Annotated in this window: 11 protein-coding genes; 7 read left to right on the plus strand and 4 right to left on the minus strand. The window is 52.0% G+C overall.

Going from position 1 to position 14,492, the window contains the following annotated elements; genetic code table 11:
- Positions 1-31 precede the first annotated feature (31 nt).
- Positions 32-1,594 (plus strand): tetratricopeptide repeat-containing sulfotransferase family protein, encoded by a 1,563-nt coding sequence (locus tag ACFOWX_RS08140; protein ID WP_381423030.1) that lies wholly within the window; start codon positions 32-34, stop codon positions 1,592-1,594.
- A 2-nt stretch (positions 1,595-1,596) separates the two neighbouring features.
- On the opposite strand, the gene ACFOWX_RS08145 is transcribed toward ACFOWX_RS08140, so the two are convergent.
- From ACFOWX_RS08145 to ACFOWX_RS08160, 4 genes are read right to left on the minus strand one after another with little or no spacing between them, the layout of a single operon-like run.
- Positions 1,597-2,682: a CaiB/BaiF CoA transferase family protein gene (locus ACFOWX_RS08145; protein ID WP_381423034.1), complete on the minus strand. Its 1,086-nt coding sequence runs from the start codon at positions 2,680-2,682 to the stop codon at positions 1,597-1,599.
- A complete protein-coding gene (locus tag ACFOWX_RS08150) occupies positions 2,682-3,875 on the minus strand; it encodes a CaiB/BaiF CoA transferase family protein (RefSeq protein ID WP_381423036.1) in 1,194 nt (397 codons plus the stop codon). The genes ACFOWX_RS08145 and ACFOWX_RS08150 overlap by 1 nt, the downstream gene beginning before the upstream one ends.
- On the minus strand, positions 3,872-5,050 hold the full coding sequence (locus ACFOWX_RS08155) for an acyl-CoA dehydrogenase family protein (protein ID WP_381423038.1): 1,179 nt from the start codon (positions 5,048-5,050) through the stop codon (positions 3,872-3,874). The genes ACFOWX_RS08150 and ACFOWX_RS08155 overlap by 4 nt, the downstream gene beginning before the upstream one ends.
- A gap of 9 nt (positions 5,051-5,059) precedes the next feature.
- On the minus strand, positions 5,060-5,569 hold the full coding sequence (locus tag ACFOWX_RS08160) for a MaoC family dehydratase (RefSeq protein WP_381423040.1): 510 nt from the start codon (positions 5,567-5,569) through the stop codon (positions 5,060-5,062).
- Between the two features lie 473 nt (positions 5,570-6,042).
- Between ACFOWX_RS08160 and ACFOWX_RS08165 the strand changes: the two genes are divergently transcribed.
- The 6 genes from ACFOWX_RS08165 to ACFOWX_RS08190 all read left to right on the plus strand — a co-directional run bounded on the left by ACFOWX_RS08165 (position 6,043) and on the right by ACFOWX_RS08190 (position 14,357).
- Positions 6,043-6,783, plus strand: a complete 741-nt coding sequence (locus ACFOWX_RS08165) for a FadR/GntR family transcriptional regulator (protein WP_381423042.1) — start codon at positions 6,043-6,045, stop codon at positions 6,781-6,783.
- 130 nt (positions 6,784-6,913) lie between these two features.
- Positions 6,914-9,163, plus strand: a complete 2,250-nt coding sequence (locus tag ACFOWX_RS08170; protein ID WP_381423044.1) for a polysaccharide lyase 6 family protein — start codon at positions 6,914-6,916, stop codon at positions 9,161-9,163.
- Positions 9,163-11,352, plus strand: coding sequence for an alginate lyase family protein (locus ACFOWX_RS08175; RefSeq protein WP_381423046.1), 2,190 nt, complete (start codon positions 9,163-9,165; stop codon positions 11,350-11,352). The genes ACFOWX_RS08170 and ACFOWX_RS08175 overlap by 1 nt, the downstream gene beginning before the upstream one ends.
- The gene (locus ACFOWX_RS08180) at positions 11,353-12,642 is read left to right on the plus strand and encodes an MFS transporter (RefSeq protein ID WP_381423047.1); all 1,290 of its coding nucleotides are present in this window, start codon (positions 11,353-11,355) and stop codon (positions 12,640-12,642) included. It abuts the gene before it with no gap.
- 51 nt (positions 12,643-12,693) lie between these two features.
- Positions 12,694-13,449, plus strand: a complete 756-nt coding sequence (locus tag ACFOWX_RS08185; protein WP_381423049.1) for an SDR family NAD(P)-dependent oxidoreductase — start codon at positions 12,694-12,696, stop codon at positions 13,447-13,449.
- An 11-nt stretch (positions 13,450-13,460) separates the two neighbouring features.
- On the plus strand, positions 13,461-14,357 hold the full coding sequence (locus tag ACFOWX_RS08190; protein WP_381423051.1) for a sugar kinase: 897 nt from the start codon (positions 13,461-13,463) through the stop codon (positions 14,355-14,357).
- Positions 14,358-14,492 lie beyond the last annotated feature (135 nt).

Genomic DNA, 14,492 nt, shown 5'->3' on the forward strand with positions numbered 1-14,492 from the left:
CTGTAATAATGACAAATGGAAAATTGCTGCGATGCAAAAAAACTGGTTGAGTGAGGCAAAAAAGCAACTAGGTGCAAATAACCTTGCAGCGGCATATGACCTAGCATTGGGGCAGCTTTCGGCGGACAAGTCGGATGGCGATGCTTGGGGTATTATGGCTTTGGTCGCGTTAGAGGGCGGCAACGCAGAAAAAGCAGCAGAGCTGAGCGAAAAAGCCATGGCCTTTGGCTGCCGCGCGATGTGGCTTCGTACCGGATATGCCCGGTCCCTATTGTCGCTTGGACGGCATGATGAGGCACGCGATTTGGCCGCAGCGACCAATGTTAATGATTGCGCAAGCCCGTTGGAAGCTGACACAATCGGCGTTGTCCTCGCCCGCACGGGCCTGCATGAAAAAGCCGTTCCTTTTTTTGAACGCGCAGTGGCGGGGGACGGCACATATGCCCAATATCGGTATAATCTCGCGACATCGCTGCAATTTACAGGCCAATTGCGGGCCGCAGCATCGCAATATAAATCCGTGCTAAACATTGATCCATCGCACCACCGCTCCCGGCTTGCGCTGGTACAGCTCGAACCTCACGATGATGGCGCATTGGCGCAGATTGAGACGCTTTTTTCTGATTATGCCAGCGATATGGACGCCGCGCTATTATTGGGCCATGCCGCCGCGCGCATTTGGGAAGATCGCGGCGACCATATTCGCTCGCTTGATTGGTTGTTAAAAGCCAAAAAGCTGAAATCGCAAAATATCCATCATGACCGGCATTGGGTGGAGGGCATTTTTGCAGCGGCAAAGCACGGCAGCCCAGAACAATCAACTGCTCCCAGCCAGCACCAAAGCAGCTCTGCGCCCCTGTTCATCGTCGGTATGCCGCGCAGTGGAACCACTTTGATCGAGCGGATTTTGTCGAGCCATGACGATGTCTGTTCAGCCGGTGAGCTGCCCGATCTTGGCTTGCTGATTAAACAAAGCGGGGCATCTGGCGGCCGCCATATCTTGTCTGCTGACACGTTATCCGCACCGTATGATCCGCGCGAGGTCGGGCGGCAATATCTGCGCCGCACAAAGCAGCTGGCGGGGCGCTCGGTGTATATGATCGACAAAATGCCATTCAATTTCTTTTTCGTCCGGCATATTATCGAAAGCCTCCCCAATGCCCGGATCATCATGGTCCGCCGCGATCCGCGCGACACCGTCTTCGCCAATTTCCGTCAGCTATTCGCAACCGATTTTGGCTATTATAATTACGCTTATGATCTTGATGACTGTGTGCATTTTGTTTCTCATTTCAATGCACTGGCCGACCACTGGCAATCGGTCCTGCCACCGGAGCGTTATCAACAAATATGCTATGAAGATATGATCGCCGACCAAGAAGGCGAAAGCAGGCGGCTCATTGCTTTTCTTGGCCTTGATTGGCAACAACAATGCCTCCAATTTCACAAAAATAAAAGCCCCGTTGCGACCGCAAGTTCGGTGCAGGTTCGCTCACCCATTCACAGTGGATCGGTGGCGCGGTGGAAACGCTATGGTGACTATAGCGATCAGGTAAATGCCGCTTTTGCGCAAAATGGCTTAATGATGGATTAGCGTCAGGCCCCCAGGTCGGGCACCTTGCCGGGCAGCCATGCATCCTCGCTCGCGTAACGAATTGCTGGCGCAATATGATGCCTGCCTTTGGCCTCAACAATCAAGGCGCGGTCCTGCAGATGGGCGGAGTCAAATGCCTCCCGAAAATTGAGCACGGGGGCAAAGGCTACATCCTTATCCGCAAACCAATGCGTCCAGTCTCCTTGCGTCTTTTGTGCAAAAATGCTGCGCAACAATTCGATGAGATCGCCTTGCTGTCCTGCGGGGCGTAGCGCTTCTTCAACTCGGTCTGCATGGCCCAGCGCGCCCAGTAAATTGCGGACAAATTTTTCCTCGCGCGCGCCAAGGACGATATGTCGATTATCTGCGGTTTCATAGACTTGATAAAAAGCCGCCCCGCCCAATGAACGCTGCTCGTGTGATCGGGGACTGTCACCCCCTACGATTGCGCTGCTTGCGGTGTGGACGCACCATGGCAAGATCGCATCAAACATAGCGATGTCGATATAATCGCCCCTGCCGCTGCTTGCCCGGCCGATCAAGGCCATTAAGATCGCCGATAATGCAGTTAATCCGCCCGCCATATCCGCCGATGCGACGCCCGGCACAACAGGTACCCCGTCTTGCCCATCATTCACCGATAAAAATCCAGAAAGCGCCTGCACCGCCATATCATGCGCGGGATGGTCCGCCAGCGCCCCATGCTGACCAAAAGCCGTCAATGAACAATAGATGATAGCGGGGTTGCGCGCGGCCACCGCTGCATAGTCAAATCCCAGCCGCTGCATCACTCCGGGCCTGAACCCTTCGACAAACACATCGGCACCCTCAATCAACTCCCATAGGGCCGATTTTCCCGCATCAGTTTTCAGGTCACAGACTATGCTTTTTTTGCCGCGGTTCGCATTGGTAAACCATACTGAATGGCTCGCCTCAAACGGTTCCATATTGCGGGCCGGATCACCGCCGGGCGGTTCGACTTTTACCACCTCTGCGCCCTGATCCGCCATCATCATCGTCAGCATCGGTCCGGGCAGGAACAAGGTGAGGTCCACGACCTTTACCCCTGATAATTTGCCCTGCCCCATCAAACGACCCCCGCCGCGCGGAAAGCGGCAATATCGTCTGCGCTATATCCCGCATTCGTCAGTATGGCGTCGCTATCAGCGCCCAGATACGGCCCTGCATGATTGGGCAACCGCTGCCCATCCAGCTTGATCGGGCTCGATAGCACATCCAGCGATCCACGGTCTGGATGGTCAATCCGCTCCCGCATCTTAATTTTTTCCAGCCACGGATTATCAAGCGCCTGATCCAGATCGTAAATGGGCGCAACAGGCACATGGCCCTGCAATAATTTCAACCAATGCGCGACCGTATGTTTCCCAAAAATATCGTCTAATATGCCGGTCAAAATGTCTCGGTTTTCTAATCGCTTGGCCGGCGTGGCGAAACGGGCGTCCTCCGCCAACGCGCGATGGCCAATTTTATCCATCAACAACGGCCAGAATTTGGGAATCTGCGCCATGACAAACATCCATCCGTCGGCTGCTTTAAACATCTGACTGGGCGTTGCGGAGGGGTGCCCACCGCGAGGTACCCGGCCAGTCACATCGCCTTCATTCATATACCATATGGCCGGATAGCTTGTCTGATGAATGGCCGCACTGAAAAGGTCGACATCAACATCGCACCCTTCGCCGCTGCGCTGCGCATCCAGCAATGCGGCGAGCAAGCCAACGATCATTTGCGTCCCTGACATGAAATCAACCATCGACAAACCAAACCGAACCGGCGGACCGCCCGGCTCTCCGGTCAGAGAGCAAAAACCTGCTTCTGCCTGCATTAAATAGTCATAACCCGGCCACGCCGCACGGTCATTATCGCGGCCATAGGCGCTTATATGGGCACAGATAATCGCGGGCTTCACTTTTTTCAGCGCCGCAAAATCCAGTCCAATTTTCGCCGGAACATCACCGCGCAAATTGTTGACCACGGCATCTGCACCTTCAACGAGCCGGTGCAAAATCGCCTGCCCCTGATCGCTGCCCAAATCCAACGTCAGCGATTTTTTATTCAGGTTGAAGCTTTGAAAATATAAGCTCTCTTGTTCGCGCAGCCAATGGGGCCCCACTTGCCGCGCAGTATCGCCGCCGTTTGGTGGTTCAATCTTAATTACCTCCGCCCCCAACTGCGCCAGAAACATGGTACCATAAGGACCAGCACCATATTGTTCGGCGGACAATATCCGATATCCGCGCAGCGGTTGTTTCACGCTCATGCTGGATTCCGTTTCACCCACTGTTTCGAAATAATCATGCGCTGCATTTCGTTTGTCCCTTCTGCGATGCACATGAATAAAGCGTCGCGGTAAAGCCGTTCGATGTCATATTCCTTGGAATAGCTATAGCCGCCAAAAATCCGCATAGCCTCCTGCGCGTTTTCGGCCGCTGCCTCTGACGCAAAATATTTCGCCATGCCCGCTTCCATGTCGCAGCGTTCACCCCGGTCATAAGCTTTTGCCGCATCCATGGTGAGCAATCGGGCGGCACGGGCGCGGGTGACCATCTCCCCGATTTTTAACTGAATTGCCTGATGCTCGCATATCGCTTTGCCCATTGTTTCGCGCTGCTGCGCATATTCACCGGCCAGCCGTAACGCCCCCTCGGCAACACCGACGCCTCTTGCCGCGACATTGATCCGGCCCAACTCCAACCCGCCGGTCGCCTGAAAGAAGCCTTGGCCTTCGGCCTCACCGATCAAATGATCCGCACCAATACGGTAATTGTCGAAAATCAATTCTGCGCTATCGATGCTGTTATAGCCCAGCTTTTTGAATTTCTTACCAGTGGTCAGTCCCTCTTGTTTGGGCGCGATAAAAAGGCTCATGCCCTTATACCGGGGATCAGCCTTTGTGTCTGTTTTCACCAACAGCGCAAAACAGCCGCCATTGATCCCGTTGGAGATCCAGGTTTTGGTGCCATTGATAATATAGTCATCACCGTCCCGCCGAGCTGTCATTCGGATGGCCTGTAAATCGGTCCCGGCATTGGGTTCGGTCAGCGCCAGCCCGCCGCGTATCTCCCCACTGGCAAATCGGGGCAGCCAATGCGCCTTTTGCGCCTGCGTTCCAAACCGCTCAACGGCGCAGGCCATGATGAGGTGAGAATTGAATATCCCCGTTATTGCCATCCAATAGGATGAAATCAACGCGACGATTTTGGCATAGGTCACCGCCGAAAGCCCCAGCCCGCCATATTCGCGCCCTATCGTTGCGCCGAACAATCCCATGTCGGTCATTTGCGCAACAATTTCCGCTGGCCAGACATCATCATGGTCATATTTTTGGACCACCGGGCGCACTTCTTTATCTACCCACTTCTGGATCGCGTCGATCAGCGCTGCTTCCTCATCCGCACTCATTATTGCGCCGGGCAAATTGGGCAGGGTCGCCATATCTAATCCTTAGCTTTCGGCAGGGCCGTGGCCCTTTTTCCAGATCAGCATAGTGCGCACAAAATCGCATACAACCTCGCCATGCTGGTTTTTGCCGGTGGTTTTTATAGTCACGATCCCTTGGTTGGGTCGTTTTTGCGACTCTCGCTTTTCCAAAACTTCACTCTCTGAATAAAGGGTATCACCGGCAAACAACGGTTTTAGCATTCGAATGTCGGTCCAACCCAAATTGGCTACGGCTTTTTGACTGACATCCGACACGCTTTGCCCGGTCATGATCGCTACGGTCAGCGGTGATGCGATTAACGGTTTTTTGAACTCGGTCTGTGCGGCAAATTCGACATCAAAATGCAATGGATGCTGGTTCATGGTCAGCAACGTGAACCATGTATTGTCGGCCTCGCTGATAGTGCGGCCCGGACGATGTTCATAAACATCACCAACTTCAAACTGTTCATAATAGCGGCCAAAGCTCTCCCGGTAACGACCCTTTGAAATTTCAATCGCACCATCACGCATATTCCCGCTCCTTCTCCTATCGGTTGGAAAGTAATTATCTGCAACGGGATATTTTACAACTGATAGCTTCGACTTTCGCTGTTCCAGCCCCTTCTTCATTTGCAATTATCCGCGATAGCAGGTGGTTAAGACGTAACCTTATGCTGCGAACAAAGGCTATTAGTCATAACTTTCAGTGAATAAATTGATATGATGATTATTCATATAACGGCAATTTACCGATGAATGTGGTAGTCCAACCTCCATAGATTGGGTCGAGGTGAACCAAATGCTTCGGATCAAGCGAATTGCAAGGATGTTAAATTTTGATACCAACGAATTTCAGATCAACAATGGTGAGCATCTTAATGCCCAGACAAAGAAATGGTTCGCCCAGTCGACAATTTGCCTGAAGCTGGTATAGCAATAAGGTAGGACAAGAAGGTGAATTGGTGGTAATGATCCACTCCTCGGCATAATAGGAACATTGAGCAATGACGATGAAACGGCTTTATCACGATATCGCGGATAAAATAGTTGCCCTCATCAATGATGGCGTTTTTCCGGTGGGTACTAGATTGCCCGGCGAACGCGAATTGGCGGAACGCTTTGACGTCAGCCGCGTCACAATCCGGGAGGCGGAAATCGCATTGCAGGCCATTGGTCATTTGGAAATCAAAACTGGCTCTGGCGTATATGTGTGCGCAAAACAGCCCAAAGCGGAAGGTTCCCTACCCAATGTCAGCGCGTTTGAACTGACCGAGGCGCGGTCATTAATAGAGTCAGAAGCCGCTGCATTGGCAGCCAAAGTGGTGGATGATAGTCAACTTAAAGAGCTGTCTATGCTGCTCGATAAAATGGCCGATGCTGATGAAGAGACCGCGAATAAAGCCGACCGTTTATTCCATGCGAAAATCGCCGAAGCGTCTGGTAATAAAGCAATGATCCATTCGGTCGAAACTTTGTGGCGAATGCGCGAGGAGTTGCCCGAAGTTCGCAGCGCGTATGCTGCAGTATGCCACGACGATGCCGAATCTCGTAAGGCGGAGCATAAGCTCATATTGGACGCGCTGATCGCTCATAATCCAGAGGCGGCTCGTTCAGCAATGAAGGCGCATTTCTTCCGCTTGATCGAAGCAATGCTCGATGTAACCGAAAAACAAGCATTGTTTGAAGTGCAACAACGCGCCAATGCAAGCCGGGAACGGTTTCTCGCAACAGCCCAGTTAAATTGAAATACGGGCGCGCTCCAGTGTAATAGTATCATTCCAATTGGACTGACATTTTTTTAAATTGGTATGCCAAAATTATTGACCTGCCCTCTCCCGGCTGATACGTCTTTTTTCAGAGGGAGATTATTGAGCTATGCTGCGAAGAGCCGTTTTTTCATTTGCCGTCATTGCGAGCGGGTCGCCATTGGCCGCCGAGGATTACCTTGTTTCAACTCAAGCGGAATTTTTTAGCGCCGCAGAAAAACTGGCTCCAGGCGATATTATCACGCTGACCAATGGAACATGGCGCGATTTTGAAATGGTGGTCAGCGCCAAAGGCACCGCCAAAAACCCAATTCTGATCCGCCCTGAGACGCCCGGCAAAGTTATCATATCGGGTAAATCCAATTTGCGTATCGGGGGCAGCAACATCATCGTGACGGGCTTAGTCTTCAAAGATGGCTATAGCCCCACCGGAGACGTCATTTCATTTCGCAGCAGCAAAAGCGACCTTGCCTATGACAGCCGCGTCACTGAAGTCGTTATCGACCATTTCAGCAAGCCGGACCGTTTTGACGATGATTATTGGGTCAGTGTTTATGGCAAGCGCAACCGGCTCGACCATAATCATTTTACCGGAAAAACGAATAAAGGCGTAACCGTCGCTGTTCGGCTGGATAGCGAGGAAAGCCGCCAAAACAGCCACCGCATCGATCATAATTATTTTGGCCCGCGGCCCGTGCTCGGTTCCAACGGCGGGGAAACGTTACGCATCGGAACCAGCACTTATTCCATGTTTGATTCCAACACAGTGGTTGAAGATAATTATTTTGACCGGTGCGATGGAGAGGTGGAGATCATATCCGTCAAGTCCGGGCGTAATATTATCCGCCGCAATGTTTTTGTGGAAAGCAGCGGCACTCTGACGCTGCGCCACGGCGATGGCAATGTCGTCGAACGCAATGTTTTTCTAGGCAATGGTAAAGATCATAGCGGCGGCATCCGCGTAATTAACAAAGATCAAGTCGTGCGCGGCAATTATCTTGAAGGGCTTCGCGGCAGCGGCTTTTCCAGCGCGCTGACCATCATGAATGGTGTCCCCAATTCACCCGTGAACCGCTATGTTCAGGTTTCCGGAGCTGTCATCGAAAAAAATAGTATAGTGAACAGCAGCTACGTTACGTTAGCAGGCGGCGCCGATGCAGAGCGCAGCGCGCCGCCAATTGATAGCATCATGGCCGATAATCTTTTCACCGGCGGCGATGCTGGACCGAAATTTGTGGTGCAGGATGATATTAGCGGTATTAAAATCGCCAACAACGCGTTGATCGGGTCAAAGCAAGACAGCCACCCAAGAGGAATAATAGAAGCGCCCGTCGGATTGACGCGTGCCGAGAATGGCCTGCTTTATCCCGATAATCCCAAATATACCGGAATTGGAGCCCCGCGTGATCTTAAACCGGTCGGCCGAGATGAAGTTGGTGCGGCTTGGTATCCAAAGCCAATGGTGGGGAGCCGTTTTGGGGTTGGAGCAATGCAGAATATTGCACCGGATGAAAATGCATTGGAAAGTGCAATTTCATCGGCACCCGATGGCGGCATTATCTCGCTAGGCGATGGCAGCTATATGGTCTCAAAAACCTTGACCATTTCGAAGGCTCTTACGATCAAAGGCACCGGCAATAGTGTTATATTATTTGACCGCCCTGCCCTGTTTGAAATTGCCGAAGGCGGCAGTCTGCGTCTGGAATCGCTGAGCATTGATGGCACATTGGCCCCCGATGCAGTGGGCAATTCGGTAATCCGCACATCGGCATTTCCGATGCAGTCCAATTTCATGATTGAGCTTGAAAATGTAAAAGTATCAAACCTGACCGTGAACAAATATTTCGACGTCATCAAATTGGGCAAAAGCGCTTTTGCTGATCGCGTTCTGATCCGGGATAGTAGCTTTACCGATATAAGCGGATCGGTATTAATGGCGGCCGCAGAAACCGAAGATTACGGCCAATATAATGCCGAATATGTGGACATATCGCGCAGCTATTTTCGCAATATCGGCGGTCCAGTGGTCCAGCTATATCGCGGCGGCAGGGATGAAAGCACCTTTGGCCCGCATTTCACCCTGATCAAATCTCAATTGGAAAATATTGGGCGAGACGGAAATAACCTGACCAAATCCGCTCTATTGCTGCACGGCGTTCAGGTTACAGAGATTAGCGAAAATGATGTCAGCAATAGCGCGCCGGTCCGGGTCGTCCACACAGTCGGCAAACCAAGCACCCGCATTGCCAAAAACCGCTTCACGGCGACGCCTGCTATTCAGGTAGAGGAGTTGGAGGATAAAAGCGGCGAACAACGCGCAATTTTGGAAAATAACAGCTTTAGCGATGGCGGCGAATAATGAACGCCGGCAAGTATATGCTCCGCTCAGGCCTTGCCCTTATATCCTTATTACCAGTTTCGCCATTGGTAGCTGCATCGCCCGATGAGGCGGCTTTGGCGGCAAGTAACGAGAAGAATGCTTGCAACACACTGTTTTCCTGTGAACAAAATCGGGCTGAAAAATTTGTTGCAGAAATGATGGCCGATGGCATTGCCGTTCCCGTCCCGAAAGATCCGGGCGGTGGGTATACCCATGAACAGCATAAGCGCAATTACAAAGCCATGTATCAAGCAGGGCAGCTATATCGCATAACCGGTGACATTAAATATCGCGAATATGTGCGTAAAATGCTGCTGGCTTATGCCGATCTGTATCCAACATTGGGCGACCATCCAGCGCGGAGTAATCAATATAGCGGGCGGCTATTTTGGCAGGTGCTCAATGATGCGGTATGGCTGGTTTATTCAATCCAAGCCTATGAACAGGTTCGCGGCGATTTAATCGCATCTGACCGAAAGAAAATTGACGACCAACTGTTCCGTAAAGCAGCTCATTTTTTATCAATAGACTCAAAAGCAACTTTCAATCGTATCCATAATCACGCCACCTGGGCAACGGCCGGAGTCGGCATAACCGGTTATGTCCTAAATGACCCCGACATGACTGAACGTGCGTTACTTGGCTCGGCAAAGGACGGCAAAAGCGGCTTTTTGCGGCAAAGCGATCTCTTATTCTCGCCCGATGGTTATTATAGCGAGGGCCCCTACTATCAACGCTATGCGATGATGCCCTTCATCGTATTTGCCGACGCCATCGAAAAATACGAACCGAAACGCAAGATATTTGAGCACCGTGACGGCATATTGCTGAAAGCGCTGCGCACGACAATTGATTTGACCTATGGCGGTTATTTCTTCCCGTTTAACGATGCTATTCGTGAAAAAAGCCTCGATACAGAGGAGCTATATCACGGAGTAGCCATCGCTTATGCGCAAACCCGAGACCCTTCCTTGCTATCCATCGCACAGGCGCAAGGCAAAACTGTCCTGACGTTGCCGGGAAAAGAAGTTTCGGACGCACTGGCCGCAGGGAAGGCGCAGCCCTTCGTTTTTACCTCCCGCTTGCTACGCGATGGTCCGTCCGGTGATGAAGGCGCAGTCGCGATATTGCGCGAGGGCAGCGGACCCAAGCACACCGCGCTTGTCATCAAAAATGCGTCGCAGGGCATGGGGCATGGCCATTTCGACAAATTGAGTTGGCAGCTGTATGACAATGGGCACGAAATCATACAGGATTATGGTGCGGCCCGTTTCCTGAATATCGAAGCCAAGCAAGGAGGCAGATACCTGCCTGAAAACGAAAGCTGGGCCAAACAGTCGGTTGCGCATAATGTTCTCGTCGTCGACGGGAAAAGCCATTTTGACGGAAATTTGAAAGTTGCAGAAAAAACCGCACCGCAGCAGCTTTTCTATCAGGATACAAAAGGCGCGCAGATAAGCAGCGCAAAAATCGGCACCGCATATCCGGGTGTGACCATGCTGCGCACAATGGGTCTGATTCAAATATCGGGGCTGGATCAACCGATAGTGGTCGATATTATGCGGGTCAGCGCGGATAAAGCCCATCAATATGACCTGCCGCTGCATTATAATGGGCATATTATGCGGCTCGGTTTTGACGTGAAATCAAATGTTGATCGCCGCCCGGTGCTAGGCACGGATAATGGGTATCAACATATTTGGACCGATGCCACCGGCACCCCAGCGGCAGGAAAGGCGTTTCTAACTTGGAAACTAAACGACCGTTTCTATACCTGGCGAATGGCAGATGTGGACGGCACGCAAATCATATTGGGCGAAAGCGGCGCCAATGATCCCGACTTTAACCTGCGCCGCGAGCCAGTGGTGATCGCACGGAGAGAAGGAATATCTGATACGGTATTTGCGTCATTGCTCGAACCACATGGCCTGTTTGACGATGCAGCAGAACTGACCGTGGCCAGCGACAGTCAAATCAAATCCATGTCGGCCCATCAGCAAGATGGCAAAGATGTGATTTTAATCGATACATTGTCGGGACAGCAGCTGGCTTTTGCCGTTTCCTATGACCCCGACCCGAAAAAACAGCATCAAATAGACGTCAACGGCAAAACCGTATCATGGAAAGGCTTTGCCGCACCTATCACCATGAATGATGAGGGGGAATGAATGAGCATCAAGGCAAAAACAGGAAAATTGCGCTGGGCCATTGTCTGCCTTGTCGCGATCGCAACCATTATAAATTACATTGATCGCGGTGCGCTCAGTGTATTGTGGCCCGAAATTTCCAAAGAACTGGACCTGACCAAACAAGATTATGCGAATATCGCTATTGTCTTCACCTTCACGTACGCCATTGGGCAAGCGCTTTTTGGCAAAATTTTCGACTGGATCGGGACCAGGCTCGGTTTCGTGCTGTCTATCGTCGTCTGGTCCATTGCCACAATGCTGCATGCTTTTTCTCATAGCTTGCTGACCTTCTCTATCTTCCGAGGGATTTTGGGCTTGGCAGAAGCTGGCAACTGGCCAGGCGCGACGAAGGCCAACGCCGAATGGTTCCCAATCAACGAGCGGGCATTGGCGCAAGGTATTTTCAATTCAGGAGCGGCCATCGGCGGCATTGTCTCTGCCCCGGTGGTTGGGTTTTTATTTGTCTTTCTGGAAAGCTGGCAAGCGACATTTATCGCGATCGGTGCGCTCGGGTTCCTGTGGTTGGTGCCTTGGCTCATCATCTATAAATCCGGCCCCGATGCACATCCATGGATCAGCGCCGAGGAACGCGAATATATTCTGACCGGACAGCGTAATGTCGAAACCAATGAAACTGCTGATTATGCGCCCGATACGCGCGAGATATTATGGCGCAAAGAGAGCTGGGGCGTCATCATGGCCTCCTTTTTTCTGGACCCAATCTGGTGGTTATTCATCACATGGTTGCCGCTTTACCTCAACGAAACTTATGGTTTTGGGGTGGAGGAAATCGCTACTTACGCATGGATCCCTTATGTCGGCGCGATGCTAGGCGCTTGGTTTGGCGGCATTTTGGCAGGCCGTTTGCTTGGAAAAGGATGGTCGACAAATAAAACCCGTAAATCGGTTATCGCTTTGGGCGGCCTGATCATGCTCATATCCCTGCTGTCAACGATGCAGGCATCCTCACCGTTAATTGCTGTGGCATTGATGGCGATCATCCTATTTGGCTTTCAAGTCGCCGTTGGTAATATTCAAACATTACCCAGCGATTTTTACAGCGGCAAATCAGTCGCGACCTTAGCCGGTTTTTCCGGCATGGCGGCGAAACTGGCGGTGGCAGGATCAACCTATTTTATCCCGCAATTGACAGAGACAAGCTATGCCCCGGCCTTCGCCATTGGCGCAGGGCTAGCCATTATGACTGTGCTTTCGGTGCTGATATTCTGCCCCGAAATTAAACCGTTGAAACCAAAAACCATAAACTGAGCAACGACCCGTAACAGGTCACCTCCCTATAGAAAGAACAGGATTAAAAATATGAGCAGATTTGCAGGCAAAACAGCAATTGTTTCAGGTGGTAGCCGTGACATTGGCCGCGCCGTTTGTGTTAAACTGGCACGCGAAGGCGCCAATGTCGTCATCAACTATCACAGCAATGCCGCGCAAGCAGAAGATACATTGGCGGAAATTGAAAAAGCGGGCGGAAAAGCCATTATCGCCAAAGCCGACGTTACCAAGCCCGAAGAGGTAACTGCTCTAGTCGATGCTGCGGTCAAAGCTTTTGGCAACGACATTCATCTGCTTGTTAATGTTGCAGGCGGCATGGTGGAGCGGCGGCCATTGGATGCAATGGATTATGACTTTTTCGAACATGTGATGCGGCTGAATATGACGTCGACATTCCTGCTTACCAAAGCCGTCGTCCCCCATATGCCCGAAGGCAGCGCTATTGTGAATTTCGCATCACAGGCCGGTCGCGATGGCGGCGGCCCCGGGGCCAGCGCCTATGCAACCTCCAAAGGCGCAGTGATGACCTTTACGCGCAGCATGGCGAAGGAATTGGGGCCAAAGGGCATACGCGTAAATTCGCTATGCCCCGGGATGATTGCCACCACATTCCACGACAAATTTACCAAGGATGAGGTGCGGCAAAATGTCGCCAATGCAACGCCGCTGCGCCGTCAAGGCATTGCCCATGAACCGGCCGATGCGGCTGCCTACTTGCTCTCAGACGAAGCGTCGTTTATCACCGGCACGAACGTCGATATCAACGGCGGGACATTTTTCTCCTAGGGCAGTATCCATTGACAATATTTATCTTCGGCGAAGCCATGCTTGAATATCATACGCGTGGCGGCGCACATGGGGTTCAATATGGCGGTGATACCTTGAACACCGCCATTCACCTTTCCCGCATGGGACATGATGTTGCCTATGCAACAGCGGTTGGCGCGGATCCGGTTAGTGACGCGTTGATCGCCGCATGGGCCGCAGAAGGTTTGAACACAAATCACATTCTGCGCCACCCGCAGCGCAGTCCGGGGATGTATGCCATTCATTTGGACGATAAAGGTGAGCGAAGCTTCTTATATTGGCGCGACCACAGCGCGGCACGGGACATGTTTTCCCTGCCTGAAATGGATGCCGTCATTACTGCGGCGCAAAAAGCCAATCTGCTTTATTTTAGCTTGATTACATTGGCTATCCTGCCCGACGATGGCCGCAGGAAACTGCTCGATCTGGCCGCTACCCTGCGCCAAAATGGCGGCCAAGTTGCTTATGATAGCAATTTTCGTCCCAATTTATGGGCAAACTTTGCCGAAGCACGCATGTGGTCACAACGCGCAATGGCCGTGACCGATATCGGCCTGCCGACCAATGTCGATGAATGTCAATTGCATGAGCAGCAATTGTCAGAAGCCGAAATTGCCGCCCGCTGGACCGATTCAGGATGCAGCGAAGTGGTCGTGAAAGCCGGAGAAAAAGGATGTTTGCTGTCTCGCGCCGGTGAAGCGCCCGTACATTTCGACGCGAATCTCGTCACCGTCATTGACAGCAGCGGTGCCGGCGACGCCTTCAACGCGGGCTATCTGGGCGGGCGCGTGGCAGGCATGACCGCCCAAGACGCAATCGCTAAGGGGCAAGCGCTCGCCAGCAAGGTAATCGGCCAATATGGCGCTATTCCTGCAATGGATACTTGATCTGGTCCATCGCCGAACCCGCGGAATGAAGCGGAAAAGCGGCACATACTATCTCGGCTGGCCTGCCTATCCCCTGCCCTTAATTACTATTTTTCATTTGCTTTGCCCTGCAAAAGGCACAATCTCCCCCGCCTG

Source organism: Sphingorhabdus arenilitoris (assembly GCF_042651485.1).
GTDB lineage: Bacteria > Pseudomonadota > Alphaproteobacteria > Sphingomonadales > Sphingomonadaceae > Sphingorhabdus_B > Sphingorhabdus_B arenilitoris.